This is a genomic window from Bradyrhizobium cosmicum (assembly GCF_032290525.1).
Taxonomy (GTDB): Bacteria; Pseudomonadota; Alphaproteobacteria; order Rhizobiales; family Xanthobacteraceae; genus Bradyrhizobium; species Bradyrhizobium cosmicum_A.
This window is the reverse complement of the sequence record NZ_JASXTA010000007.1, coordinates 277612-304595: the sequence shown is the minus strand read 5'-3', so window position 1 is coordinate 304595 and position 26984 is coordinate 277612. Positions and strand designations below refer to the sequence as shown.

Annotated in this window: 24 protein-coding genes; 19 read left to right on the top strand and 5 right to left on the bottom strand. The window is 64.9% G+C overall.

What is annotated here, in order from left to right; genetic code table 11:
• Positions 1-104 precede the first annotated feature (104 nt).
• The 4 genes from QSV46_RS15950 to QSV46_RS15935 are packed head-to-tail and all read left to right on the top strand — an operon-like array spanning position 105 to position 4555.
• On the top strand, positions 105-716 hold the full coding sequence (locus tag QSV46_RS15950) for a (2Fe-2S)-binding protein (protein WP_314952791.1): 612 nt from the start codon (positions 105-107) through the stop codon (positions 714-716).
• Positions 717-719: 3 nt separating this feature from the next.
• The gene (locus QSV46_RS15945) at positions 720-1736 is read left to right on the top strand and encodes a xanthine dehydrogenase family protein subunit M (protein ID WP_314952789.1); all 1017 of its coding nucleotides are present in this window, start codon (positions 720-722) and stop codon (positions 1734-1736) included.
• A 2-nt stretch (positions 1737-1738) separates the two neighbouring features.
• Complete coding sequence (locus tag QSV46_RS15940; protein ID WP_314952787.1) at positions 1739-4030, top strand: xanthine dehydrogenase family protein molybdopterin-binding subunit; 2292 nt, start codon at positions 1739-1741, stop codon at positions 4028-4030.
• A 60-nt stretch (positions 4031-4090) separates the two neighbouring features.
• Positions 4091-4555 carry an FKBP-type peptidyl-prolyl cis-trans isomerase gene (locus tag QSV46_RS15935; RefSeq protein WP_314952785.1) on the top strand — a complete coding sequence of 155 codons (465 nt, stop codon included), beginning with the start codon at positions 4091-4093 and terminating at the stop codon, positions 4553-4555.
• A 57-nt stretch (positions 4556-4612) separates the two neighbouring features.
• Here the strand turns inward: QSV46_RS15935 and QSV46_RS15930 are convergent, their stop codons facing one another.
• Entirely contained in the window at positions 4613-4831 is a 219-nt protein-coding gene (locus tag QSV46_RS15930) for a CsbD family protein (RefSeq protein WP_314952783.1), read from the bottom strand.
• 128 nt (positions 4832-4959) lie between these two features.
• Between QSV46_RS15930 and QSV46_RS15925 the strand changes: the two genes are divergently transcribed.
• The 3 genes from QSV46_RS15925 to QSV46_RS15915 all read left to right on the top strand — a co-directional run bounded on the left by QSV46_RS15925 (position 4960) and on the right by QSV46_RS15915 (position 6552).
• A complete protein-coding gene (locus QSV46_RS15925) occupies positions 4960-5472 on the top strand; it encodes a cupin domain-containing protein (protein ID WP_314952781.1) in 513 nt (170 codons plus the stop codon).
• Between the two features lie 122 nt (positions 5473-5594).
• Positions 5595-6023, top strand: a complete 429-nt coding sequence (locus QSV46_RS15920) for a VOC family protein (RefSeq protein WP_314952780.1) — start codon at positions 5595-5597, stop codon at positions 6021-6023.
• A 40-nt stretch (positions 6024-6063) separates the two neighbouring features.
• Positions 6064-6552, top strand: coding sequence for a VOC family protein (locus QSV46_RS15915; RefSeq protein WP_314952778.1), 489 nt, complete (start codon positions 6064-6066; stop codon positions 6550-6552).
• A gap of 154 nt (positions 6553-6706) precedes the next feature.
• On the opposite strand, the gene QSV46_RS15910 is transcribed toward QSV46_RS15915, so the two are convergent.
• On the bottom strand, positions 6707-7846 hold the full coding sequence (locus QSV46_RS15910) for a hypothetical protein (protein WP_314952776.1): 1140 nt from the start codon (positions 7844-7846) through the stop codon (positions 6707-6709).
• 2 nt (positions 7847-7848) lie between these two features.
• Positions 7849-8550: a FecR domain-containing protein gene (locus tag QSV46_RS15905; RefSeq protein WP_314952774.1), complete on the bottom strand. Its 702-nt coding sequence runs from the start codon at positions 8548-8550 to the stop codon at positions 7849-7851.
• A 51-nt stretch (positions 8551-8601) separates the two neighbouring features.
• On the opposite strand from QSV46_RS15905, the gene QSV46_RS15900 reads away from it, so the two are divergent.
• Entirely contained in the window at positions 8602-10032 is a 1431-nt protein-coding gene (locus QSV46_RS15900; RefSeq protein WP_314952773.1) for a phospholipid carrier-dependent glycosyltransferase, read from the top strand.
• Positions 10033-10091: 59 nt separating this feature from the next.
• On the opposite strand, the gene QSV46_RS15895 is transcribed toward QSV46_RS15900, so the two are convergent.
• Entirely contained in the window at positions 10092-10730 is a 639-nt protein-coding gene (locus QSV46_RS15895; RefSeq protein ID WP_314952771.1) for an OmpA family protein, read from the bottom strand.
• A gap of 371 nt (positions 10731-11101) precedes the next feature.
• Here QSV46_RS15895 and QSV46_RS15890 point away from each other — a divergent pair, with 371 nt between their 5' ends.
• From QSV46_RS15890 to QSV46_RS15880, 3 genes are all read left to right on the top strand, one after another.
• Entirely contained in the window at positions 11102-11338 is a 237-nt protein-coding gene (locus QSV46_RS15890) for a hypothetical protein (RefSeq protein ID WP_314952769.1), read from the top strand.
• A gap of 120 nt (positions 11339-11458) precedes the next feature.
• A complete protein-coding gene (locus tag QSV46_RS15885) occupies positions 11459-11704 on the top strand; it encodes a hypothetical protein (RefSeq protein ID WP_314952768.1) in 246 nt (81 codons plus the stop codon).
• A 105-nt stretch (positions 11705-11809) separates the two neighbouring features.
• The gene (locus QSV46_RS15880; RefSeq protein ID WP_314952767.1) at positions 11810-12976 is read left to right on the top strand and encodes a winged helix-turn-helix domain-containing protein; all 1167 of its coding nucleotides are present in this window, start codon (positions 11810-11812) and stop codon (positions 12974-12976) included.
• 116 nt (positions 12977-13092) lie between these two features.
• On the opposite strand, the gene QSV46_RS15875 is transcribed toward QSV46_RS15880, so the two are convergent.
• On the bottom strand, positions 13093-13539 hold the full coding sequence (locus QSV46_RS15875) for a DUF2809 domain-containing protein (protein ID WP_314952765.1): 447 nt from the start codon (positions 13537-13539) through the stop codon (positions 13093-13095).
• A gap of 78 nt (positions 13540-13617) precedes the next feature.
• Between QSV46_RS15875 and QSV46_RS15870 the strand changes: the two genes are divergently transcribed.
• The 8 genes from QSV46_RS15870 to QSV46_RS15835 all read left to right on the top strand — a co-directional run bounded on the left by QSV46_RS15870 (position 13618) and on the right by QSV46_RS15835 (position 26983).
• Positions 13618-14961 (top strand): MFS transporter, encoded by a 1344-nt coding sequence (locus QSV46_RS15870; protein WP_314952763.1) that lies wholly within the window; start codon positions 13618-13620, stop codon positions 14959-14961.
• A 260-nt stretch (positions 14962-15221) separates the two neighbouring features.
• On the top strand, positions 15222-16328 hold the full coding sequence (locus QSV46_RS15865; protein ID WP_314952762.1) for an efflux RND transporter periplasmic adaptor subunit: 1107 nt from the start codon (positions 15222-15224) through the stop codon (positions 16326-16328).
• Positions 16329-16502: 174 nt separating this feature from the next.
• Positions 16503-19640, top strand: coding sequence for an efflux RND transporter permease subunit (locus tag QSV46_RS15860; protein ID WP_314952760.1), 3138 nt, complete (start codon positions 16503-16505; stop codon positions 19638-19640).
• A gap of 34 nt (positions 19641-19674) precedes the next feature.
• Positions 19675-20274: a TetR/AcrR family transcriptional regulator gene (locus QSV46_RS15855; RefSeq protein WP_314952758.1), complete on the top strand. Its 600-nt coding sequence runs from the start codon at positions 19675-19677 to the stop codon at positions 20272-20274.
• A 133-nt stretch (positions 20275-20407) separates the two neighbouring features.
• Complete coding sequence (locus QSV46_RS15850; protein ID WP_314952756.1) at positions 20408-21031, top strand: flavin reductase family protein; 624 nt, start codon at positions 20408-20410, stop codon at positions 21029-21031.
• A 302-nt stretch (positions 21032-21333) separates the two neighbouring features.
• A complete protein-coding gene (locus QSV46_RS15845) occupies positions 21334-23601 on the top strand; it encodes an acyl-CoA dehydrogenase (protein WP_314952755.1) in 2268 nt (755 codons plus the stop codon).
• Positions 23601-24884 (top strand): acetyl-CoA C-acetyltransferase, encoded by a 1284-nt coding sequence (locus tag QSV46_RS15840; protein WP_314952753.1) that lies wholly within the window; start codon positions 23601-23603, stop codon positions 24882-24884. Before QSV46_RS15845 ends, QSV46_RS15840 begins: the two co-directional genes overlap by 1 nt.
• A gap of 2 nt (positions 24885-24886) precedes the next feature.
• The gene (locus QSV46_RS15835; protein ID WP_314952751.1) at positions 24887-26983 is read left to right on the top strand and encodes a 3-hydroxyacyl-CoA dehydrogenase NAD-binding domain-containing protein; all 2097 of its coding nucleotides are present in this window, start codon (positions 24887-24889) and stop codon (positions 26981-26983) included.
• Position 26984 lies beyond the last annotated feature (1 nt).

Sequence of the window (26984 nt, the reverse complement as noted above, 5' to 3'; positions counted from 1 at the left end):
TGCGCCGCCCTTTCTCGTTCGGAACTGCGCTCATTGCCCCAAGTTAAGGGGCGATGAGCGGTGCAGGCGTGCGCTGCGTTGTCTTGAAGCGGCGGAGGCCGTCCATGTCCGACAAAGCAAGTTCCCAATCCGGATTCGATCGGCGCGCTTTCTTGACAGGTGCCGCCGGCAGCGCACTCGTTCCGCTGGCCGCGCGCGCGGCCGCGCAGGATGCGAGACCGCCAGTGGCGCAGGATCCGGCGCTCCCGGTCGACGTCACCCTTCGGGTGAACGGCCAGGACAAGCGTCTCCAGCTCGACGCGCGCACCACCGTGCTCGATGCGCTGCGCGAACATATGGGCCTCACCGGCAGCAAGAAGGGCTGCGATCACGGCCAGTGCGGTGCCTGCACGGTGTTGATCGGCGATCGACGCGTGGTTTCGTGCCTGACGCTCGCGCTCGCAGCCGAAGGCGAGGAGATAACGACCATCGAAGGCCTCGCCACCAATGAACGTCTGCATCCGATGCAGCAGGCTTTTGTCGACAACGACGCCTTCCAGTGCGGCTATTGCACCCCCGGCCAGATCATGTCGGCGATCGCCTGCGTGAAGGAAGGGCATGCCGGAAGCGAGGCCGACATCCGCGAATACATGAGCGGCAACATCTGCCGCTGCGCGGCCTATCCCAACATCGTCGCCGCCGTGAAGCAGGCCGCGCCTGAGATCATGAAGGGCTAGGCCATGCGACCTTTTTCGTATCGGAGGGCGACCGATCCCGATATGGCCGTGCAGGCGCTCAGCGCCGCCGCAGCCGCCGCCGATCCACTGACGCAGGCGGCGGCACAGCCGCTCGCCGGCGGCACCACGCTGATCGATCTGATGAAGCTTGACGTGATGCGGCCTGCCGCGATCGTCGACATCAATCCGCTGGCACAGGGATGGTCGGCAATCGAACCCGGCGGCGAGAACCTGCGCCTCGGCGCGCTCGCGAGAATGTCCGACGTTGCCGCGCATGACGAGATCCAGCGTAGCTATCCGGTCATCGCCAATTCCCTGAAGCTTGCCGCCAGCGCCCAGCTGCGCAACATGGCGACGCTGGCCGGCAACGTCATGCAACGGACTCGTTGCAGCTATTTCCGAGACGTCTCCTACGAGAATTGCAACAAGCGCATTCCTGGCTCGGGGTGTGCCGCGATGGACGGTGTCAACCGCATGCATGCGGTGCTCGGCACCTCCGATCGGTGCATCGCGACCTATCCCGGCGACTTCGGACAGGCGCTGATCGCGCTCGACGCCACCGTCGAGATCACGGGCAAATCCGGTACCCGGAGCATGCCGTTTGCGCAGCTGCACAAGGCACCCGGCAACACGCCCGACATCGAGACCGCGCTTCAGCCGGGCGAGCTGATCTCGGCCTTCGTCATTCCCGGCCGCTGGCCGCGCTCGGTGTATCTCAAGGCGCGCGACCGGCAATCCTACGAGTTCGCGCTGTCGTCGGCGGCAGTCGCGCTCGACGTGCAGGACGGCACGATCAGGGACGCGCGAGTGGCGCTCGGCGGCGTCGCCACCGTGCCCTGGCGGGCGCGCGAGGCCGAGGCCCTGCTGAAGGGGCAAAAATTCGATGACGGCCTGGCGCAGCGGGTCGCCGACGCCGCCTTTGCAGACGCCAGGGGGCGCCAGCACAACAGCTTCAAGATCGCGCTCGGCAAGCGTGTGGTGGCACGCGCGCTCCAGCAGGCCGTAACGATGGAGATCTGACCATGACCGCTGCTGCTCCGGAGCCGAAGACGAATATGGGCCAGTCCGTGCCGCGCTACGACGCGGTCTCAAAGGTGACGGGGCGGGCGACCTATGCGTCCGACATGCCGCTGCCCAATCCCGCCTATGCGTTCCTGGTCACCAGCGCCATCGCCAAGGGCCGCGTCGACAGCTTCGATCTCGACGAAGCCAGGCGTGTCCGCGGTGTGATCGAGATCGTCACGCACGAGAATGCACCGAAGCTGAAGGACTCGAAACTGTTCAGCAATGGCGGCTATGCCGGGACGACGATCCAGCCGCTGAAGTCGGCCGAAATCGCGCATGATGGCCAGATCATCGCAGTGGTCGTCGCCGAAACCTACGAAGCGGCGCGCGAAGCCGCCAACCGGGTCAAGGTCAGCTATACGGCCACGACGCCGAGCTCGACGTTCGACTCGCCGGGAACGACCACGGCCGCCGCGAAAGGACAGAACGCGCAGTTCAAGGACGACCCGAAAGCCGGTGACTTCGCCAAGGCGTTCGATGCGGCCGATGTGAAGCTCACCGCGTCCTACGACACGCCGACCCAGCACCATAATCCAATGGAGCTGTTCACGACGAGCTGCGCCTGGATGGGCGACAATCTCGTCATTTACGAGGGCAGCCAGTATGTCCATGGCCTGAAGAACGGCGTGGCCGAGCAGCTCGGCATCGACGCCGACGAGGTGCGCGTGGTCAATCCCTATGTCGGCGGCGGTTTTGGCTCGCGCGGTTCAATGACTCCGCGCACCGCCATCATCGCCGGCATTGCCAGGCGCCTGAACCGGGCAATCAAACTCGTGCCGACCCGTGACCAGGGCTTTACCATCACGACGCATCGCGCCGAGACGCGGCATGAGATCAAGCTCGGTGCCGGGCGTGACGGCAAGCTTGTCGCGCTCAGGCATGAAGGTGCCGAAGTCTCCTCGCGTCCCGACGCTTATTGCGTCGGCGGCACCAAGACCACGACGCGGCTTTATGCCTGCCCGAACGTCGACAGCCTGGTCTCGATCGTGCGCGCCGACCGCAACACGCCGGGCTTCATGCGCTCGCCGCCGGAGGTGCCGTATCTGTTCGCGCTGGAGAGCGCGATGGACGAGCTCGCGGTGAAGCTCGAGATGGACCCGATCGAGCTGCGACGCATCAACGACACCACCAATGAGCCGATCGGCGGCAAGCCCTACACGTCGCGATCGCTGATGGCGTGCTTCGACGAGGGTGCGAAGGCATTCGGCTGGGCGCGGCGCTCGCCGCAGCCGAAATCGATGGCGGAGGGCGATTGGCTGATCGGCTATGGCTGCGCTGCCACCTGCTACCCGACGCAGATGGCGCCGTCCGCCGCGCGCGTGCGGCTCCAGCGCGATGGCCGCACCCGGGTCGAGATCGCCGGCCATGAAATAGGTACAGGGGCCTATACGGTCATTGCCCAGACCGCGGCCGAGCGGCTCGGTGTGCCCCTGGAAAAAGTCGCCGTCTTCATGGGCGACAGCGACCTGCCGCCTGCGCCGGTCGCGGGCGGGTCGAACTCGACCGCCAGCACCTGCTCGGCGGTGATGATGGTGTGCGACCAGATCCGCCAACGCTTGTTCAAGGCGATGATGCCGAACGACAGCTTCACCGACAAGGCCAGGGAGACGATCGGCATGGGGCAGACGCCGACAACCCAGGCGGCAAAAAGCGACCGGCCGCTCGATATCGAGAAGGCATTCGATGCACTCGGTGTCGTCCTGGTCGAGGAATACGGCGAGTGGAAGCCGGACGGCGCGCCACTGGATTCGTTCAAGGCGATGCACAGCGGGCATGTGCGGCTGGTTGGCGGTCCCGAGATGAAGGACAAGATCGCCTACGCGTTCGGCGCCGAGTTCGTCGAGGTCCGGATCAATCGCTTCACCCACGAGATCCGTGCGCCGCGGTTGGTTGGCGCCTTTGCGGCGGGCCGCATCATGAATCCGCGCACGGCGCGCAGCCAGCTCATGGGCGGCCTGATCTGGGGCATGTCTTCGGCGCTGCTGGAGGCCACCGAGATCGACGAGCGTACGGCGCGCTACGTCAACGACAATCTGGCCGACTATCTCGTGCCTGTGAATGCGGACGTCCCCGGCGTCGAGGTGATCCTGCTCTCCGAGCAGGACGATCACATCAACCCCGCAGGCGCGAAGGGGCTCGGCGAGCTCGCCAATGTCGGCACCAATGCCGCGATCTGCAACGCGATCTATCACGCCACCGGCCAGCGTATCCGCAAGCTGCCAGTGCGGCTGGAAAATATCGAGGTCTGAGGGGTGGAAACCGTACCGTCCTTGGGCTAGACACCTTCGGCCTCAAACGGAAGGTGTCTTATGCAGCGTCTCCAGCGCGTGCTTCTCGTCCTGATGTCGGCACTGGCGATCACCGTGATCGGCGGCGTGTCGCATTTCGTTTCCACCACGGCCTCGGCCCAGACGGCAGGAAAGCCCATGACCACAGCTTCAGGCTTGCAGATCATCGACAGCGTCGCCGGCACCGGTGCCTCGCCAAAGCCCGGCCAGATCTGCGTGATGCACTACACCGGCTGGCTCTACGAGAACGGCCAGAAGGGCAAGAAATTCGACTCGTCCGTCGACCGCAACGAGCCGTTCGAATTTCCGATCGGCAAGGGCCGCGTCATTGCCGGCTGGGACGAGGGCGTTGGCTCGATGAAGGTCGGCGGCAAGCGCACGCTGATCATCCCGCCGCAGCTCGGCTACGGCGCCCGCGGCGCCGGCGGCGTGATCCCGCCGAACGCGACGCTGATGTTCGACGTGGAATTGCTCGCGGTGAAGTAAGCCCACAAACAAAAGACCGGCCTTTCGGCCGGTCTTTTCGCTTTTCATCTACAGGTGTCACTCCGCGGCGCGCTTTGCTGCAGCGGCAGCGCGATCCATCGCCTCCTTCGCGGCGTCCTTGGCGTCGCCCATGGCCTGCTGGCCCTTGCCCTTCACTTCCTGGATCGCGCCTTCGCCCTTCATGCGGTCTGAGCCGGTGGCTTCGCCGATGCCCTGCTTGGCCTTGCCGATGGCTTCGTTGGCGTTGCCCTTGATCTTGTCGCTGGTGCTACCCATGAAATGCTCCTTCCGGTTTACTTGCGAGGACAACACCTGGCGGTTACGAGAGTTCCGATTTTGGGTATGGCTAGATGGGCCTGCTTTGGTTAGCTTGCCGCGCACGGAACCAACAGAAAGCAAGTCCCATGACCGGCCATGACCATTCGCATTCCCACCATGACCACGATCACGACGATCGCTGGAAACATGACGGCGTGCGCGTCATTCCCGGCAACCAGCTCGATACCAACGTGCCGTCGACGGCCGGCATGGACCGCGCGGCCGCGATCAATTTCGCCCGCGTCGGCGCGCAGAAATTGTGGGCGGGCACCGTCAGCATCAGGCCGGATGCCAAGACCGGCGCGCATCACCACGGCCATCTCGAAAGCGTCATCTACGTGGTGAAGGGCAAGGCGCGGATGCGCTGGGGCGAGAGCCTGCAATTCACCGCGGAGGCCGGCCCCGGCGATTTCATTTTTGTGCCGCCTTACGTGCCGCATCAGGAGATCAACGCCAGCCCGGACGAAGTGCTGGAATGCGTGCTGGTGCGCAGCGACGGCGAGGCGGTCGCGGTCAACCTCGACATCGAGCCGGTCGAGAAGCCCGAGACCGTGCTGTGGGTCGATCCCATTCACCGGGATCCCAACGAGAAGAAGTAAGGCCGTAGACGGTACCAGGTTGGGTACCACGGACCCTACAGGTCAAAAAAATATCCGGAAGCGGTGTCGGATGGCTGTCGGGCCATCCGTCCTTGGGCAGAACCCCGCCCAAGGAGCTTCCGATGCCCAAAATGATTTTCGTCAACCTGCCGGTGACAGACCTCAAGCGGGCCACCGCCTTTTATGAGGCGGTCGGCGCGGTCAGGAACCCGCAATTCTGCGACGACACGGCAAGCTGCATGGTCTTCTCCGAGACCATTTTCGCGATGCTCCTGACCCACGACAAATTCCGCCAGTTCACGCCGAAGCCGATCGCGGATGCCAGGACCTCGAACCAGGTCCTGCTTTGCCTGTCGGCCGACAGCCGCAACGACGTCGACGACATCGTCGGCAAGGCGGAGGCTGCGGGCGGGGTGGCCGATCCCAGCCCCAAGGACGAATACAGCTTCATGTACGGCCGCAGCTTCGAGGATCCCGATGGCCATATGTGGGGTGTGAACTGGATGGACATGGCGGCCTTCGCCGCCCAGCCCCACATGGCGAACGCCTGATCGAAGCCCCGAATACCAGATCTGAAGAGGAGCATCCACGATGTCCAAGCTCGTGCCCTGCATGTGGTTCAACGGCGATGCCGAGGAAGCCGCGAAGTTCTATGTCTCGCTCGTGCCGAATTCGGAGATCACGCACGTCCAGCGCAACGTTTCGGACGGCCCGTCCGGCAAGGAGGGCTCCGTGCTCGTGGTCGAGTTCACGGTGGCCGGCCAGCCGCTCGTCGCGCTCAACGGCGGCATGAAGATGGAATACACCCACGCCATCTCGCTGATGATTCATTGCGACGACCAGGCCCAGGTCGACAGCGTCTGGAATGCATTCCTGGCTCATGGCGGCAAGGTGGAGCAGTGCGGCTGGCTCAGGGATCGCTGGGGCGTGGCCTGGCAGGTGGTGCCGAAGGTGATGTTCGAATTCCTGTCGAGCCCCGACAAGGCCGCGGCCGCGCGCGCGATGCAGGCCATGATGAAGATGGTGAAGCTGGATGTGGAAACCTTGCGCCGCGCGTTCGAGGGCAAGTCGGCGGCGTGAGGTCGTACTCTCGCCTCATGCTCACTGTCATCGCCCGGCTTGACCGGGCGATCCAGTACGCCGAAACGGTCGTTGGTCAATCGATAGGCCGCGGCGTACTGGATGCCCCGGTCGAGCCGGGGCATGACATTGGAATTTGAAGCGAAGGCGCGTGCTAATAATTCATCCGCAGCCCGACGCCGCCGTGGATGGTGTTGCCGACCGGCTGCGGGCCGAGCGTGCCGTTGGCGAACAGGTCCACGACCCAGCCCTTCTGCACGCGGAAACCGAGGCGCCCGCCATATTCGAACCAGCCCTGGTTGCCCATGGTCGGCACCACCACGCCGTCGCCGGTCACGGTGGCGACGATACCGCTATGGCTGGCGAAGGACTGCACCCAGCCTCCATTGATGTTGGTCTCGATGTTGCTGCCGAAGAGGTGCGTCCACTGGCCGCCGATCTTGACCAGGCTGGTGCGGTCGGTGCCGGTCGCAATGGTGGCGTCGAACGGATTGAACGCGACCGCACTGTCCGAATAGCCGGAGACGCGCTGCCAGAGCTGCCAGACCTCGATCGAGGCCGCGACCTCGTCGCGCGGTGACAGGCGGCTCATCCAGCCGGCGCGGCCATACACGGCGTAGTTCGAGGCGTTGGTCGAGCCCGTGACGCTCACCGGTCCGAGGCTGGTGTTGTAGCTGCGGGTGTAGCGCGCCTTTTCCCACGGTGTCAGGATGGTGCCGACGTCGAAGAACGGGCGCGACGAGCCCCAGTCGGTGAAGTCATAGCGCAACGCGAAGGCGCCGATCGGCGCGCTGGTGATGTGGTAGCCGCCCTCGTTGTATTGCGTGTAGGCGATGCCGGCGAGCAGCGACAGATTGTTGGTGAGTTCCTTGCGGCCGTGGATGCCGGCCGAGAACGAGCCGGCCGAGCCGAACGCGCTGATGCAGTCGCTGCAATTGACCTGCTCGTTGACGCCGAGCAGCACCGTGCCGAGCACCCGGTTGGTGATCATCTGGTTGAAGCGCTGGCCCGCGAGACCGCCGATCGAATTGCCGCTGGAATCGGCGCCGGTCGGGCCCGACGGTGGATACGGGCTCGGCGAGGGCGACGGATAGGGGCTCGGCGAAGGGGACGGTGTCGGTGTGGGTGTCGGAGATGGCGAATAGGTCGGGCCGGGGGTCGGCTCACCGCACTCGGATTCGCACACCGCCGACTGGGCTGCCGCCGGTCGCACATCGAAGGCGACAAGCGCGAACGCCGCGGTTGCGGTCAGTGCAGCGGCGAGGACGAGGCGCCTGGCGTCAAACTTTGCCATCATCACCGCCCGCACAGCATACCGTCGTCCTGGACGGCGGGCGTGATGGTCGGCGAAGCGGCCGCATACTGGTTGACCGAGCACAGCCCGGCGCTCGCGGCGCAGTTGGCGGCAAAGGTCCAGGGCGGCGTATTGGTTTTGGTGATGCTGATCTTGCCGCCGGCCGAAATGATGATCGCGGTGTCGCCGGGCTGGGTGAGCTGCACGCACTGCGAGTTCGTCGCGCAGACGCTGGCTGCACCGTCCTGAAGCACGACCACGGAACGGCCGCGCTGCGAGAGGATGTCGAGCGTGGTGCCGCGCACGCCGATGGTCGCCAGCGGGGTCGTGATCTTGTAGGCGGTCTTCTCCGAACGTCCAGTGACGAAACGGAATGCGCCGGTGGTCATGCGGATCGCGACGTCACGATAGCTGTGCTCGTCCTTGAAGACCGTGCGATCGAGCTTCAGTGTCGCGCTCGGCCCGAGCGAGAGGTTGGTGCTGTCGGCCATGACGAATCGCGCGGCGCTCTCGGCGCCGGTGCGCACGGTCTCGTCGCGCAGCATGCTGTCGCCGACATTGATGGGTGTCGTGGTCGCGGCCACGCGAACCACTTCGTTCTGGATCAATACGGCCTCACCGACGCGCGTCTGCGCCTGGGCGCAGGGCGCCGCGCACGATGCGGCCGACAGCAGTGCGGGGAAAAGCCAGAAACGCAAATTCATTTCGCAACCGATCGATGTGTCCCTGATCGTACCGGATCGCGCGTGCTTCTGATGTGGCGGAATTATCACAAGCAGCGCCGGACGTGCGTTATGCTTAGTGACAGTTGCGGCAGAATGCGTTCAATGAAAAGCGCGATCCTTGTTTTTCTCCGCGGTGACGCAGATTTGCCACGCAAGACATCCCCACAGATGCCGATCGAATTGCCTGCGGTTCCGAAGATGTCGCAGAGCGCCGCGATCGCTGTCGCAATTTTCCTGATCGCGCATCTTGCGCTGCTGATTGGACTGTCGGCGCCGGAGAAGTTCGTCTTCGACGAGGTGCACTACGTGCCCGCGGCGCGGCAGATGCTGGCACCCGCGATGTCGCAGCCGATGCTCAATCCGATGCATCCGCCGCTGGCCAAGGAGCTGATCGCGGCGTCGATCGCGGCGTTCGGCGACGACGCGTTCGGCTGGCGCTATCCGGCGACATTGTTCGGCGCGCTCGCAATCGTCGCGATCTATCTGTGCGGACTTGCGCTGTTCGCCGCGCAGGGGCCCGCGATCGCCGCCGCGCTGATCGCGGCCTTCAACCAGATGCTCTACGTGCAGGCGCGCATCGCGATGCTCGACATCTTTGCGCTCGGCCTCGGTCTGCTCGCGATCGCGGTCTTCATGCACGGCTTTCGAAGGGATCGTCCGCATGCGCTGTTCGCACTCGCGGGCAGCCTGTTCGGTCTCGCGGCGGCCTGCAAATGGAGCGGACTGTTTCCGCTCGGCATCTGCATCGCCATCGTTGCGATCGTCCGCCTGATGCAGGGCTGGCGCACATTGTTTGCCGATGCGAAGCCCGACGACTGGTACCGGCCGGATCTCTGGTCCGGTTTCAGGCTGCTTCACGCTGCGCTGTGTTTCGCGGTGCTGCCGGCGCTGACATATCTTGCCGCCTTCGTCCCGCTCTATGGATTGTCGCTGCCCGACCTGATCGAGGCGCAGCGCCGGATCTTTGCCGACAACACCACGACCGCGATCGCCGGCCACACCTATATGAGCGCCTGGCCCTCCTGGCCGCTGCTCGCGCGCCCGGTGTGGTTCTTGTTCGACAAGACGGCAGAAGACAATGTCTCCGCCATCGTCTTGCTCGGCAATCCGCTGGTGCTGTGGCCGGCGTTGCCCGCGCTCGCGGCCGTGCTGCGCGATTTCATCGTCGCGCGCCGCTGGGATGCGTTCCTGATCGCGGCGTTCTATTTCGGCTGCTGGCTCGCCTGGGCGCTGCTGCCGCGCACGCTGGGCTTCATCTACTATTATCTGCCGGCCGCAATGGTGACGTCGCTTGCGCTGGTCTATGTGCTGCGAAAGCAAGGGCTGCCGTGCTGGCTGCTATGGGCCTATGTCGGGGTCGCCGCGCTCGGCTTCGCGGTTATGCTGCCGGTCTCGGCGGCTTTCATCGGTACATCGATGCAGACGTTCGGCCGGCTGATGCTGTTCCAAAGCTGGATATGAATTCGCCGCCTGCCACGATCATGGCAGGCGGCGTGTTTCGTGGGACGATGGCTTGAGGATCACTTCGACGCGGTCTTGGTGTCCATGTTGACGACCTGGACGCGGCGGTTGGCTGGATCGGCTCCGTTCGCGGCATCCTTGAGCTTGGCCTCGCCGTAGCCGACGGTGACGAGATCTGTGCTGGTGAGGCCGTAGTTCTGAACCAGGTACTTCTTGATGGTGTCGGCGCGCCGCTCGGAGAGCCCCTGATTGTACGCTTCCGTGCCGACGGCGTCGGTGTGGCCCGCGACCACGAAGGTCGAGCCTTTCAGCGACGGGTCCGACAGCGCCTTGCCGAGCGCCTGCACCGAGGCCACCGAGGTCTTGGCGATGTCGGCCGAGTTGTAGTCGAACTGGATTTCCAGATCGATCTTCGGCTTGGTCGCAGCCAACTCGGCGATCTGCTCACGCTCGCCCGTCGAGAGCGACCGGGTCGAGCGGTTGCGCACGGTGTTCAGGAAGGTGGTTTCCTTGGCCTGCAGCGCGAGGTCGGCCTGCGGACCGGCGGACAGGCCGCGGGTCACGGGCTTCGGCTTCAAAGCATCCAGAATCTGGCTCGAGGAGACGTTGTCGCCGGCCAGAGCCAGGCCCGCCGTCATCGACAGCGCGGCCGCAAGAGTGATCGCCTTCAATCCAAAAAACTTATCAAAACGGGTCATTGTCATATCCTCGGTGTTACGCCTGATAGCGATTTGATGCCGCGAGCCTAGGTCAGGTTCAAAGGCTTTTACGTGATCTTGATCACACTCAAAGCCGCCACGCCAAGGTCATTCTGGTTTGCCGCGAGATCGCTTGCTTCGAACCAGCTTCTGAGGGTTCCCGGAAACCCGCGTGCACCGATCGCCGCAAAGGGGTCGCCACGCGGCCCGCGCGCGAACAAGAATTCGTCCAGATGCCCCCTAACAGGCTTCAATCATTCGACAATTTGTCCGCGACAGGAGCTCAGTTCCATCCCGTGCCGAGGCCAAGTGATTATCAGCGTGAGACCTATCGCGGTGGCCCGCCGGATCGGACCGTCTTTCTGAACTCCATGCCGATCTATATCGGCGCGGCGATGATCGCGGTGGCGATCCTGCTGTCGACATTGATCACGGGTCTGACCTCCCGCTGTGTCGGCCTGGGAGGGCCGACCGAGGAGAACGTGTGGCTGGTCGATCGTCTCACCGGCAATGTCTATCGCTGCCAGTCGGAGGGGCGCGGCAAGGCGTCGTGCGAGCCGGACGTTGCCACGGGCAGCATCGGGGAGCGCCCAAAAGCCGCACGTTAATAGGGGGCTGGCGCTGCGGCGCAGCAACGAAAATGTCTTCTCCCTGAAAACTTGTCGCTGAAGAATGGCTCCCGTGTTGGCCGGCATGGCGCCGGATTTGTCCTACGGAGGAGACATTCGATGAGAATTTTGCTTTCGACCGTTCTGCTCGCCGCGCTCGCGGCCTCGCCAGCTTCTGCGGCAAAGATGCAGCCCTGTACAGGCGAGGCAATCGGGAAGTCGATGACCGCGATGGGAACCGTGGATTCGCCGGCCAAACAGGCCATGGCCAAGGAAATGGCTTCAGCCAACACCGAGATGAGCAAGGGCAATATGCGCGGCGCCTGCAAGCATTACATGAAGGCGCAGAAGATGAGCGCGAAATAGTTTGGAGCCGTTCGGTGACCGACCGCGCTGTCAGCAGATGGCAGCGCGGTTTTCTTTGACTGCTTTATTTGCCTCAGCGCGAATCCCGCTACATTGCCTCCTGCAATGTCCCGCACGCCCAAACCGCTTCCGATCACCACGACGCAGGCCCGGCAGATATGGCTGCATGCCCAGAGGTTGGATCATCGCACGCCGTTTGGGGAAGGCCCGCAGGCGGTGGCGGATGCGATTGCACACCTCGGCTATGTGCAGATCGACACCATCAACGTCATAGAGCGCAGCCACCATCACATCCTGTTCAGCCGCATCCCGTCCTATCGCCGCGCCGATCTGCGCCAGGCCCAGAGCGTCGACAAAAGCGTGTTCGAATACTGGACCCATGCGCTGTCCTACGTGCCAGCGAACGACTTCCGCTTCTTCCTGCCGGCGATGCGCGAGCATCGCCGCGAGGGCCACAAATGGTATGCCTCGGTAAAGCCTGCCGACACGCGCAAGGTGATGCGGCTGCTGCGCGCCGGTCCGCTGACGATCCGCGACATCGAGGATGACGTGCTCACCGAGAAGGAGCATCTGTGGCAGAGCCGCAAGCCCTCGAAGCGGGCGTTGCAGCTCGCCTTCTATACCGGCGTTGCGACCGTCAGCGCGCGCCAGGGCATGCTCAAGACCTACGAGCTGATGACGCGGCATTTCGGCTGGGACAAGCTGCCGAAGCCGGCCTCGGCGAAGGAGATCACGGCCTATCTGCTCGAGCGCGCGCTGCGGTCGCAGGGCGTGGTCAGCCTTGATTCGATCTGCCATCTCGATGCGCCGAGCAAGAAGGCCGTCTCCGGCCTGATCGCCTCGCGCGTTCGCCGTGGCGAGCTCGTCCCTGTTGCGATCGAAGGTGCCGGCAAGCAGGAGCATTGGGCGCAGCCGTCGGTGATCGAGAGTGGCGGCGAGGGCGTCTCGCCCGATCTCGTCCACATCCTCTCGCCGTTCGATCCGCTGATCATCCAGCGCAAGCGCACCAATCTCTTCTTCGGCTACAATCACCTGTTCGAGGCCTATGTGCCGAAAGCCAAGCGCAAGCTGGGCTATTTCGCGCTTCCGGTGCTGGTCGGCGACGAGATCGTCGCCGCGCTCGATCTCAAGACCGACCGGCAGGCCAGGAAGCTGTTGATGCAGAAATGGACCTGGGTCGGGGAGGGGAAGAAGACGGCGGGGCGCAGGGAGCTCAAGCGCAAGATCGAGGAAGAGCTCGACCGGTTCGAGCGGTTTCAATTGGCGGAGTGAGGCTGCTCGCCACGGCGTCGGCCTCGTAGGGTGGGCAAAGCGACTTGTCCGCCGTAGCTCGAAGAGCGAAGGCGTGCTCACCATCATTATCCGTGGAGGAAATGGTGGGCACGGCGCTAGGGCGCCTTTGCCCACCCTATGAGACTGCGGATCGCGACGAGCCGATCGATCCAGACGCCGAACGCAATTCCGATTGCATAGGCGACGACATTCCACAGCGAGAAGATACGCCCGAGCAGCAGCGCGCCGGCGGTCGTTAGGCGGAATGTATCGAGCCAGGGCGTATGCACCAGCCGGGAGAACTCGACCACGATCGCGGTCACCATCGCGACGGCTGCAAGCTGCGCCCCAGTGAGCCGTGGCAGCAAAATCCCGAGCAGCAGGAACAGCATCGTCGCCCACAACAGCGAGCCGCCGTACTTCACGACGAAGGCGGGAAGCCCGAGCGGAAATCCGTACCAGCGCAGCGACAGTCCGCAGGCGATCACGACCAGCGCCATGCTGGCGCGGATCAGCGATGTCCGTAGCAGCGCAACAGGTTTGTCCGGCTGCGCTCCGTGCATTGCTTGCTCCATTGACTCTTTGTTCGCGATGCTGAAAACCGCAACCAGCCCATAAAAGCAACAACCCTGGGGGAAGCCATGAGCCAGACCACGACCTACGCCGGTTCCACCGGCGCAGCCAAGAACGCCAACAAGTCGGAAATCGAGACATCGACGATCCGCGCCATCTCCTGGCGCCTGATTCCGTTCCTGGTGCTGGCCTACTTCTTCTCCTATCTCGACCGCGTCAATCTCGGCTTCGCCGCGCTGACCATGAATGCCGAGCTGAAGTTCACGCCGCTGATCTTCTCCTGGGGCGCCGGCATCTTCTTCATCGGCTATTTCATCTTCGAGGTGCCGAGCAATCTGGCGCTGGAGAAGTTCGGCGCCAGCCGCTGGATCGCCCGCATCATGGTGACCTGGGGCATCATCTCGGCGCTGATGGCCGTGGTCAGCGGCGTGACGAGCTTCTACGTCCTGCGCTTCCTGCTCGGCGTCGCCGAAGCCGGCTTCTTCCCCGGCATCATTCTCTATCTCACTTACTGGTATCCGGCCGAATATCGCGCCCGCTTCCTCGCGGCCTTCGCCGTCGCCGTTCCGGTCTCCACCGTGATCGGCGCGCCGGTCTCGGGCCTGCTGCTGGGGCTCGACGGCGCGATGGGCCTGAAGGGCTGGCAGTGGCTGTTCATTATCGAGGGCATCCCGTCGGTGCTGCTCGGCATCGTCACCTGGTTCTATCTCACCGACAGGCCGGAGAGGGCGGACTGGCTCTCGGCCGAGCAGAAGGCCTGGCTCAAGGCCAAGCTGGATTCTGAGATCGCGATCAAGCAGGCCGTGAAGCACCCCTCGCTCGGCCAAGCGCTGACGTCGCCGAAGGTGATCATGCTGAGCCTGGTCTATTTCGGCTTCGTCGGCGCGCTCTATGGCATGCAGTTCTGGCTGCCGCAGATCGTCAAGGCGTTCGGCCTCACCAACGCCCAGACCGGCTTCGTCACCGCGATCCCGTATCTGTTCGGCACCATCGCGATGATCCTGTGGGCGCGCCATTCGGATGCCACGCGCGAGCGCGTGATGCATGTCGGCGCGCCGCTGCTGCTCACGGCGGTCGCGCTCGGCGTTTCCAGCTATCTCACCGATCCCGCCATGACGATGGTGGTGCTGACGGTGGCCGCGATCGGCGTGTTCTGCTGCTTCGGCGTGTTCTGGACCCTGCCGACAGCCTGGCTCTCCGGCACCGCCGCGGCCGGCGCCATCGCCCTGATCAACTCGATCGGCAACCTCGCCGGCTTTGGCGGTCCCTATCTGATCGGTTGGGTCAAGGAAGCCACGGGCCAGACCTCGACCGGCCTTCTGGTGCTTGCCATTCTGCCGCTGATCGCCGGCATCCTGGTCTTCATCGGCGGCCACGACAGCAAGCACGAGTTCGCCGGACAGGGGCGGTAAGCAGCCCGCGCGACTGCTTGGCTCCGTATGGTGGGCAAAGGTGCGCTCGTCGCGCGCCGTGCCCACCCATTTCTATTCGATCGCGAGGACGTGGTGGCACGCTTCGCTTTGCCCGCCCTACAAAAGTACCATCTTGCTCCGGGGGCATCCCAATCCTTACCGCCCCTTAACGATCACGGATTCCTGATGACTGACGATTGTTGACTTTCATCAGTGAATAGTCGACATTCCTCTCATTCGAGATGCAGGAGTGTCCTCCGATGTTCGTCCGTTCGGTTTTGTCCAGCTATTCCAGGCTCTTGGCGGGTGTATCGCTGGCGCTGATGGCCGCCGCGTTGGCTGGGTGCAATGATACCGTCGCTGAGAAAGCCGAGCCGCCGCGGCCGGTTTTGGTCGCGACCGCGCACTATGACGCCGAGACGCCCGAGCGCAGCTTCGTCGGCACCGTCAGGCCCCGGATCGAGAGCGATCTCGGCTTTCGCGTCGCCGGCAAGGTCGCCAAGCGCCTGGTCGAGGTCGGCCAGACCGTCGAGATCGGCCAGCCGCTCGCGACCCTCGACGAAGTCGATCTGAAGCTCCAGGCCGAGCAGTCCGTGGCCGAACTGACGGCCGCGACCGGTGTGCTGGCGCAAGCCGCCGCCGCCGAGCAGCGCGCCAAGGATTTGAGGGCCAAAGGCTGGACCACCGACGCGCAGTTGGATTCGAGCCGCGCCGCCGCCGACGAGGCGCGTGCGCGCCTGAACCGGGCCGAGCGCTCGGTCGAGCTGACCAAGAATTCCCTTTCCTACGCGACGCTCAACGCCGACGCCCGTGGCGTCGTCACCGCAACGCTGATCGAGCCCGGCCAGGTGGTTGCCGCAGGCCAGACCTCGATCCGTGTCGCCCGCTTTGCCGAAAAGGAAGCGGTCGTCGCGATCCCTGAGACGCTGGTCGGACGTGCCAAGTCGGGCGCCGCCAGCGTCACTCTTTGGTCGGAGCCGGGCAAGAAATATGCGGCCAAGCTGCGCGAGATCGCGCCCACCGCGGATGCCGCGACGCGCACCTATCTCGCAAAGTTCTCGCTGCCCGAGGCCGACGACAAGGTCTCGCTCGGCATGACGGCGACGCTGACGCTGTCGGATGCCGCGACCGAGCGTGTCGCGCGGCTGCCGCTGTCGGCGCTGTTCAATGAAGGCGGCAAGCCGTCCTTCTATGTGGTCGACGACAACGGCGGGGTGGCGCTCAAGCCGGTCGTGGTGAAGTCCTACGAGAGCAACGACGTCGTCATTACGAGCGGTGTCGAAGAGGGCGCCAAGATCGTGACGCTTGGCGTGCAGAAGCTCGATCCGAGCCAGCGGGTGCGGATCGTCTCGTCACTGTCTTTCTAGAGTTTACGAGTTCGTCGTTGCGAGGAGAGTTTCGGCCCAAGCGCAAATGCTGGGGCTGAAGCGGCGAAGCGATCCAGAACCTGCCCAGCCCCCTGGATTGCTTCGCTGCCTCGCGATGACGGTTTGAACAGAGCGGCTGTGTTTTTTGCAATTGGACCATCTTTGGAGAGTGCGATGAAGCGCTTCAATCTTTCGGCCTGGGCCGTCAGCCATCCGACGCTGGTCCTGTTCCTGATGATCATACTCGGTGTCGCCGGCTTCTTCTCCTATCAGAAGCTCGGCCGCGCCGAGGATCCGTTCTTCACGGTGAAGGTGGTCAACGTCTCCGTGCTCTGGCCGGGCGCGACCGCGCAGGAGATGCAGGCGCAGGTCGCCGATCCCATCGAGAAGAAGATCCAGGAGCTGCCTTACTTCGAGAAGGTGCAGACCTACTCCAAGCCCGGCTTCACCGCGCTTCAGGTCACCTTCCGCGACTCCACGCCGCCGAAGGACGTGCCTTATCTCTTCTATCTGCTGCGCAAGAAGCTCGCCGACGTGCAGGGCCAGCTGCCCTCGGGGATTCTCGGTCCCGTCGTCAATGACGAGTTCTCCGACGTCGATTCCATCCTCTACATGATGACCGGCGACGGCGCCGATTATGCCCAGCTCAAGAAGGTCTCCGAAGGCTTCCGCCAGCGCCTTCTGAAGGTGCCGGGCGTGACCAAGGTCGACGTCTACGGCAACCAGGACGAGCGCATCTTCGTCGAATTCTCCCATGCCAAGCTCGCCACCCTCGGCATCACGCCGCAGGCGCTGTTCGATTCGCTCGCCAAGCAGAACAACGTGACCCCGGCCGGCACGGTCGAGACCTCCTCGCAGCGCGTGCCGCTGCGCGTCACCGGTGCGCTCGACGGCGCCAAGGCCGTCGCCGAAACGCCGGTCGAGAGCAATGGCCGCGTGTTCCGCCTCGGCGACATCGCCACCGTCACCCACGGCTATGTCGATCCCCCGAGCTTCGTCGTGCGCCAGGAAGGCAAGGCCGCGATCGGCATCGGTGTCGTCACCGCCAAGGGCGCCAACATCCTCGATCTCGGCAAGGAGGTCGAGAAGGCCACCGCCGAGTTCATGAAGGCCGTGCCGCAGGGCGTCGACGTCAAGCTCATCGCCGACCAGCCCAAGGTGGTCGAGCACGCCGTCGGCGAATTCGTGCACTCCTTCATGGAAGCGCTCGTCATCGTGCTGTTCGTCTCGTTCCTGGCGCTCGGCTGGCGCACCGGCATCGTGGTCGCGCTGTCGGTGCCGCTGGTGCTCGGCATCGTCTTCGTCGTCATGAACACGATGTCGCTCGATCTGCACCGCATCACGCTCGGCGCGCTGATCATTGCGCTCGGCCTGCTCGTCGACGACGCCATCATCGCGGTCGAGATGATGGTGGTGAAGATGGAGCAGGGCTGGGACCGTTTCCGCGCTGCGTCCTTTGCCTGGGAATCCACTGCGTTTCCGATGCTCACGGGAACGCTGGTCACGGCCGCTGGCTTCCTCCCCATCGGCTTTGCCAATTCCGCGGTCGGCGAATATGCCGGCAGCATCTTCTGGATCGTGGCGATCGCGCTGGTCGCCTCGTGGTTCGTGGCGGTGATCTTCACGCCCTATATCGGCGTCATGCTGCTGCCCAACATCAAGGTGCACCACAATCACGATCCGCACGCGGTCTACGAGACCCGCATGTATCGTGGGCTGCGCGCCATCGTGCAATGGTGCGTCAATCACCGCATCACCGTGGTGGCCGCGACCGTCGGCGTCTTCGTCGCCTCGATCGTCGGCTTCGGGCAGGTCCAGCAGCAGTTCTTCCCGTTGTCGGAGCGGCCCGAGCTGTTCCTCCAGCTCCGCCTGCCTGAAGGCACCGCCTTCAACGTCACGGAAAAGACGGTCAAGAAGGCCGAGACGCTGCTCAAGGACGACAAGGACATCGAGACCTACACCGCCTATGTCGGCCAGGGCTCGCCGCGCTTCTGGCTCGGCCTCAATCCGCAGCTTCCGAACGAGGCCTTTGCCGAAATCGTCATCGTCGCCAAGGGCGTCGAGGCGCGCGAGCGCATCAAGGCCAAGATCGAGAACGCGGCGGCCGAGGGCATGCTGAGCGAAGCGCGCGTGCGCGTCGATCGCTTCAACTTCGGTCCGCCGGTCGGCTTCCCCGTGCAGTTCCGCGTGATCGGCCCCGACGCCAACAAGGTGCGCGAAATTGCCTACCAGGTCCGCGACGTCATGCGGCAGAACAAGAGCGTCAAGGACGTCCAGCTCGACTGGAACGAGCAGTCGCCTTACCTCAAGCTCGTCGTCGACCAGGATCGCGCCCGCGCCATGGGCCTGACCCCGCAGGACGTGTCGCAGGCGCTGTCGATGCTGATCTCCGGTGCGCAGGTCACGACCATCCGCGACGGCATCGAGAAGGTCGGCGTGGTCGCACGCGCCGTCCCGTCCGAACGTCTCGACCTCGGCGCAGTCGGCGATCTCACCATCACGTCGCGCAACGGCGTGGCCGTGCCGCTGCAGCAGATCGCCAAGATCGAATATGCCCATGAGGAGCCGATCATGTGGCGGCGTAACCGCGACATGGCGATCACCGTGCGCTCGGACGTCGTCGACGGCGTGCAGGCGCCCGATGTCACCGGCCAGATCGCGCCGAAGCTGAAGGCGATCAAGGACAACCTCGAGCCGGCCTACCGCATCGAGGCGGGTGGCGCGTTCGAGGAATCCGCCAAGGGCAACGCTTCGATCTTCATCCTCTTTCCGCTGATGGTCATGGTGATGCTGACGCTGCTGATGTTCCAGCTTCAGAGCTTCTCGCGCCTGATCCTGGTGTTCCTGACCGCGCCGCTCGGCATCGTCGGTGCGTCCTTGGGCCTTAACGTCGCCAATGCCCCGTTCGGCTTCGTGGCGCTGCTCGGCCTGATCGCGCTCGCCGGCATGATCATGCGCAACACGGTCATCCTGGTCGATCAGATCGAGACCGATGTTTCTCATGGCCTGACCCGCCGAGAGGCAATCGTGGAAGCGACCGTCCGCCGCGCCCGTCCGGTGGTGCTGACGGCGCTGGCCGCGATCCTCGCCATGATCCCGCTGTCGCGCTCGGCGTTCTGGGGCCCCATGGCGATCACGATCATGGGTGGCCTGTTCGTCGCGACCTTCCTGACGCTGCTGTACCTGCCGGGCCTGTACGCCCTGTGGTTCAGGAAGAGCCTGGATGAGGCGGGTTCTGCCGAGCAACCTACCGCGCCGCAGCATGGGAGCGATGACCATCCGGCAATTCCGCTTGCTGAAGCGGCTGAATAAGTGAGATGAAGTACCGACTGACGAGTCCTGACACATGACACTGGTTGCGGAGCATATCGAAGGCGACACCCGGGATCGTATTCTCGAGGTGGCCGAGCGGCTGTTCCGCCAGATCGGCTACCAGAAGACCACGGTCGGCGACATCGCCAAGGAGCTCAGGATGAGCCCCGCCAACGTGTATCGCTTCTTCGAATCGAAGAAGGCGATCCACCAGGCGGTGGCGCGGAGCTTGATGGGCGAGGTCGAGCTCGAGGCGCAGCGGATCGTGGCAAGGCCCGGTCCGGTGCTCGCGCGCTTCCGCGAGCTGCTCACCACCGTCAACCGGATGAACACCGAGCGCTATGTCGGCGACAACAAGCTGCATGAGATGGTCGAGATCGCCATGCAGGAGGACTGGGACGTCTGTGTCAACCACATGGAGTGCATCGCCGGAATGATCGGCCAGATGATTGCGCAAGGCGTGGCCTCCGGCGACTTCGAGGCCCCCGACCTGCAACTGGCCGCGCTGTGCGCCTGCACCGCGATGATGCGCTTCTTCCACCCCCAGATGATCGCCCAGTGCGCCACCAAGCCGGGCCCGACCATCGACCAGATGATCGATTTCGTCATCGCCGGTCTGTCCCCGCGCCACTGACGCGGCGTGGGGTTTTATAGCTATAAGCACACCTGCCGTCATTCCGGGGCGCGCGTAGCGCGAACCCGGAATCCCGAGATTCCGGGTTCGGTCCTGCGGACCGCCCCGGAATGACGGAAGCTGGAGACTCCGCGTGACCGACAAAGACCTTCACTTCTACGAGCCCTCCAAAGGCCACGGCCTCAAGCACGATCCCTTCAACGCCATCATCGCGCCGCGGCCGATCGGCTGGATCTCCTCTCGCGACACCAAGGGCCACGTCAACCTTGCGCCCTACAGCTTCTTCAATGCCTTCTGCTACGTGCCGCCGATCATCGGCTTCTCCTCCACCAACTGGAAGGATACGGTCGCGAACATCCAGCAGACCGGCGAGTTCGTCTGGAATCTCGCCACCATGGACCTCGCCAGGCACATGAACGCGACTGCCGCTCATGTCGCGCCTGAAATCGACGAGTTCGAGATCGCGGGCCTCACCGCCGCGCCCGGCAAGCTCGTCAACGTGCCGCTGGTGGCCGAGAGTCCCGTCGCCTTCGAATGCAAGGTGTCCGACGTCGTCCGCCTCAAGGGTGCCGATGGCAAGGAGGCCGACGCCTGGCTGACGCTGGGGGAAGTCGTCGCCGTCCACATCGACAAGGCGATGATCAAGGACGGCGTCTACCAGACCGCCGCCGCCCGCCCGATCGTCCGCGCCGGCCGCCTTGGCGATTATTTTGAGATCAAGCCGGAAAACATGTTCGAGATGGTGCGGCCGGATTAGGCCGGCGCTGCTCTCTCCATTGTCATTCCGGGGCGACGCGTAGCGTCGAGCCCGGAATCCATTCATCGACCAACGCTGCGGCACGATGAATTCCGGGCTCGCGCCTGACGGCGCGCCCCGGAATGACGGCAGGGCATTCAGCGCCCGCCCCCCCGGAACTGCCCCCACGCCCCGGCCGTTATGGTCCCCGGGGCGGTCGCCCGGCCGCGTCAATTCGCGTCTTTCGGCGGGCGAAGTGTTCGCCTCCGCCTGCCACTTTCCGCTAAAATGCCCGACATCCGCGCCGATGCATGAGGTCCGCCATGAGCTTCCGCCGCGACAAAATCACAAAGCCGATCTTCTCCTGGGCGCGCGGCGTATTGCCGGCGATGTCCGATACCGAGCGCGAGGCGCTGGAGGCCGGGGACGTCTGGTGGGATGCCGATCTCTTCACCGGCAATCCAGACTGGACGAAGCTGCTGAAGCTCCCGCAGGCGAGGCTGACCGCCGAGGAGCAGGCCTTTCTCAACGGCCCCGTCGACGAGCTCTGCGCCATGCTCGACGAGTGGAAGATCTTTTGGGAATGGCGCGACCTGCCGCCCGATGTCTGGCACTTCGTCAAGGGCGAAAAATTCTTCGGCATGATCATCCCGAAGGAGTTCGGCGGCCTCGGCTTCTCGCCCTACGCGCATTCGGAAGTGGTGCGCAAGATCTCGACCCGCTCGATCGCGGCGGCGGTCACGGTGATGGTGCCGAACTCGCTCGGCCCCGGCGAGCTCTTGATGCGCTTCGGCACGAAAGAGCAGCAGCAGCGCTGGCTGCCGCGTCTTGCCGACGGCCGCGACATTCCCTGCTTTGGCCTCACCAGCCCGGAGGCCGGCTCCGACGCCGCCTCGATGGTCGACACCGGCATCATCTGCAAGGGTGAGTTCGAGGGCCGCGAAGTCGTCGGCCTCAGGCTCAACTGGCACAAGCGCTATATCACGCTCGGCCCCGTCGCGACGCTGCTCGGCCTCGCCTTCAAGGCCTGTGATCCCGACCATCTCGTCGGCAGCCGGGAAGACCTGGGCATCACCGTGGCGCTGATCCCGACCCATCTGCCCGGCGTCGAGATCGGGCACCGCCATCTGCCGTCGATGCAGGTCTTCCAGAACGGTCCGAACCGGGGCCGCGACGTCTTCATCCCGCTCGACTACGTCATCGGCGGCGAGGCACGGCTCGGGCAGGGCTGGAAGATGCTGATGACGGCGCTCGCCGCTGGCCGCGGCATCTCGCTGCCGTCGCTGTCGGCGGCGGGCGCCGCCTATGCCGCGCGCACCACGGGCGCGTATGCCCGCATCCGCGAGCAGTTCGGCATCTCCATCTCGAAGTTCGAAGGCGTCGAGGAGCCGCTCGCGCGCATCGTCGCCACCGCCTACCAGCTCGACGCGGCGCGGCGGCTGACCTGCGCCGCGTTGAACGCCGGTGTTCATCCCGCCGTCATCTCCGGCATCATGAAGCTGCACGCGACCGAGCGGATGCGAACCGCGGTCGACGACGCCATGGACATCCACGGCGGAAAGGCCGTGATCGACGGGCCGCAAAACTACCTCGGCAACCTTCATCGCGCCGTCCCCGTCGGCATCACAGTCGAGGGCGCCAATATCCTGACCCGCAATCTCATCGTGTTCGGGCAGGGCGCCATCCGCGCCCATCCTTTTCTGCTCGACGAGATGAATGCGCTCGCCGATACCGACCGCGAGCGCGGGCTCACCGCCTTCGACAAAGCGTTCTGGAAGCACGTCGGCCACAGTTTTCAGACGCTGTTGCGAGCCTTCGGCCGGAGCTGGACCTTTGGCGCCTTCGCGCTGGCGCCCGATGCGGGCGACGCCACCCCATTCTACCGCCAGCTTGCGCGCTATTCGGCGGCCTTCGCGCTCTGCGCCGACATGGCGCTGCTCACGCTCGGCGGCGCACTGAAGCGCAAGGAGATGCTGTCGGCGCGCTTCGGCGACATCCTCTCCGAGTTGTATCTGCTCTCGGCCGCGCTGAAACGCTGGCAGGACGAGGGCCGGCAGAAGGAGGACTTTGCCGCGCTGGAATGGTGCATGGCGACGGGCTTTCGGACCATCGAAAACCGCCTTGCCCAAATCCTCGCCAATCTGCCCAACCGCTTCGTTGCTGTCATCCTCAAGCTCGTGGTCCAGCCGTTCGGTGCGCGCGTGCTCGGCCCCTCCGACCGCGTCGTGCACCAATGTGCAAGCCTCGTGCTGGAGCCCTCGGCCGCGCGCGAGCGCCTGACGCCGGATCTGGCCCATGTCGACGATGACGGCGGCTTTGCCCGGCTGGAGCATGCGTTCAAGCTGGTGGCGAGCACGGACGAAATCGCCAAGCGCATGCGTGCCGCGCATATGCGCGACTGGAAGGAGGCCGCTGCCAAGGGCGTGATCACGCAGGCCGAGGGCGAGCAGCTTGCCGCGGCCCGCGAAGCCGTCGCAAAAGTGATCGAGGTCGACGATTTCGCGCCGGAGGCGCTGTCGCCGATTTACAAGAAAACCGGCGACGTGCATCAGTTCTTCCAGGAACTCGGTGAACAGAGGGCGGCGAGCTGATGGCACGACCGGTTTTCATCGTCGACGGCGCCCGTACGCCGTTTCTGAAGGCGCGCTCCGGGCCTGGGCCGTTCACGCCGGTCGATCTCGCCGTGCAGTGCGGACGGCCGCTGCTGGCGCGCCAGCCGTTTTCACCTGACGATTTCGATCAGGTCATCCTCGGCTGCGTCAACGTCATCGCCGACGAGATGAACCCGGCTCGCGTCGCGGCGCTCCGGCTCGGCATGGGCGAGGACATGGTCGCCTTCACCATGCAGATCAATTGCGGCTCCGGCATGCAGTCGATCGACACCGCCTACCGCTACATCCGCGCCGGCCATGCCGACATGATTCTGGCCGGCGGCACCGAGGCTTTGAGCCACGCACCGCTGGTCTGGCCGAATTCCGGCGTGCGCTGGTTCGCAGGGCTTGCCACCGCCAAGGGCGTGGCCGCGAAGCTCGCCGCCGCCTTCAAGCTGCGGCCGCGCCACCTCAAGCCGATCATCGGCCTGGAGCGCGGCCTGACCGATCCCATCACCGAATTGAACATGGGGCAGTCCGCCGAGGTCGTCGGCCATCTCTTCGGCATCACCCGTGCGCAGTCCGATGCCTATGCCGCCGAGAGCCATCGCCGGCTCGCGCAGGCGCAAGGCGCTGGTTTTCTGAAAGGCGAGGTCGAGACCGCGTTCTCCCGCGACGGTAAATTCTTCGACCATGACGACGGCGTGCGGCCGGACTCGACCGCCGAGACGCTGGCAAAGCTGAGGCCGGTGTTCGAGCGCCCGTGGGGCCAGGTCACCGCGGGCAATTCCTCGCAGATCACCGACGGTGCATCCTGGGTGATCCTCGCCTCGGACGAGGCGGTGGCAAAACACAGACTGACGCCGAAGGCGGCCATCATCGACAGTAACTGGGCCGCGCTCGATCCTGCTATCATGGGCCTTGGTCCCGTGATGTCGACGACGCCGCTGCTCCGGCGCAACGATCTCACCATCAAGGACGTCGAGACCTGGGAGCTGAACGAGGCCTTCGCGACGCAGGTGCTCGGCAGTCTCGCCGCCTGGAATGACGACAAATTCTGCCGCGAGATACTTGGGCTCGACGGCGCCGCCGGCGAAATCGACCGTGAAAAGCTCAACGTCGACGGCGGTGCGATCTCGCTCGGCCATCCCGTCGGCACCTCCGGCAACCGCATCGTGCTGCATCTCGTCAACGCGATGAAGCGGCTCGGCACGCGGCGTGGTGTTGCCACCGAATGCATCGGCGGCGGGCTCGGCGGCGCCATGCTGATCGAGGCGGTGTGACCATGGATTCCAAGATCATGACCGCGCTCGGTGACCGCGTGCTGGAACTCGGGCCGCAGCCGGCGGCGGACGGTCCGTACAAGAATTTCAAGCTGACACGCGATGCCGATGGCGTCGCCTGGCTGCTGTTCGACCGCGCCGACGCCAGCGCCAACACGCTGTCCTCCGACGTGATGGAGGAGTTCGACGCCGTGCTCGCGGCGATCGAGACCGAGCGTCCGGCAGGCCTCGTGCTCCGCTCGGCAAAATCGTCCGGCTTCATCGCAGGCGCCGACGTCAACGAATTCCGCGGCGCATCCGATCCTGAAGTGGTGGAGACGCGCATCCACGCCGCGCATGCGGTGGTGGATCATCTGGAGGCGCTCAAGCTGCCGACGGTCGCGGTCATCCACGGCTTCTGCCTCGGGGGAGGGCTCGAGGTCGCGCTCGCCTGCCAGTCGCGCATCGCCATCGACGGCGCGCGCTTCGGCTTCCCGGAGGTGATGCTGGGCCTGCATCCCGGCCTCGGCGGCACCGCGCGCTTCACAGCGCTGGTCAATCCGACCCAGTCGATGGCGCTGATGCTGACCGGCCGCACCATCGATGCCCGCCGCGCCAGATCGCTCGGCCTCGTCGACACAGTGACGCAGGAGCGCCATGTCCGGAGCGCCGTCAAGGACGCCCTGTTCGGGCGCCTCAAGCGGGTGCGGCCAAATCTCCTGACGCGCGCAGCCAATTTCGGGCCGGTGCGCGGGCTGCTTGCCAAGCGCATGCGCTCGGAGGCGGCGAAGGCCGCATCCCGCGAGCACTATCCCGCGCCTTTCGCGCTGATCGATCTCTGGGAGACCCATGGCGGCAGCAAGGCCGCGATGCTGAGGGCGGAGCAGGCCTCGTTCGCCAAGCTGATGGTGACACCGACCGCACAGAACCTGATCCGCGTCTTCTTCCTGCGCGAGCAGATGAAGAAGGCCGCGGGCAGCGGCAACACCATCAAGCACGTCCACGTCATCGGCGCCGGCGCGATGGGCGGCGACATCGCGGCCTGGTGCGCGGGGCAGGGCATGCGCGTGTCCCTGGCCGACATGAAGGCGGAGCCGATCGCCGGCGCGGTGAAGCGCGCGGCCGAGCTCTATGGCAAGATCCTCCGCAAGCCGACCGAGGTGCGCGACGCGCTCGACCGCCTCGTCCCCGACATGGACGGCGAGGGCGTCCGCAACGCCGATCTCATCATCGAGGCGGTGCCGGAGAAGCTGGAGCTGAAGCAGAAAGTCTATGCCGGCCTCGAGCCGCGGATGAAGCCGGGCGCCATCCTTGCGACCAACACCTCGAGCATCCCGCTCCAGGATCTGCGCACCACGCTGGCGCGGCCCGAGCGCCTCGTCGGCCTGCATTTCTTCAACCCGGTGTCACGGCTGCAGCTGGTCGAGGTCGTCGATCATGACGGCAGCGAGCCAGAGGTGCTGAAAGCGGCGCTCGCCTTCGTCGGCGCGATCGACCGGTTGCCGCTCGCCGTCAAGAGCTCGCCCGGCTTCCTCGTCAACCGCGCGCTGACGCCTTACATGCTGGAGGCGATGGTGATGCTGGACGAGAAGACCGACCAGCGCCTGATCGATGCTGCGGCTGAACAATTCGGCATGCCGATGGGACCGATCGAGCTCGCCGACCAGGTTGGCCTCGACATCTGTCTCGATGTCGGCGACATGCTGCGCACCAAGTTCGGCGATCTGCTGCCGCCGACGCCGGCCTGGCTGCGCGAGAAGGTCGCGAAGGGCGAACTCGGCCGCAAGACCGGCAAGGGCTTTTACGTCTGGAAAGACGGCAAGGCGGGAAAGGCACGGCTCGCCGAGACCGGCCCGCGCGTCACCGACCAGATGATCGACCGCCTGGTGCTGCCGATGTCCAACGTCTGCGTCGCAGCGCTCCGCGAGGGCATCGTGGACGATCCCGATGCCGTCGATGGCGCCATGATCTTCGGCACGGGTTATGCGCCGTTCCGCGGCGGTCCATTGAACTATGCACGCGCGCGCGGCGTGGATAACGTCGTGTCCACCTTGCGCGGGCTTGCCGATCGATTCGGCGGACGTTTCGCGCCTGACCCGGGCTGGGACAATTTCAAGTGAG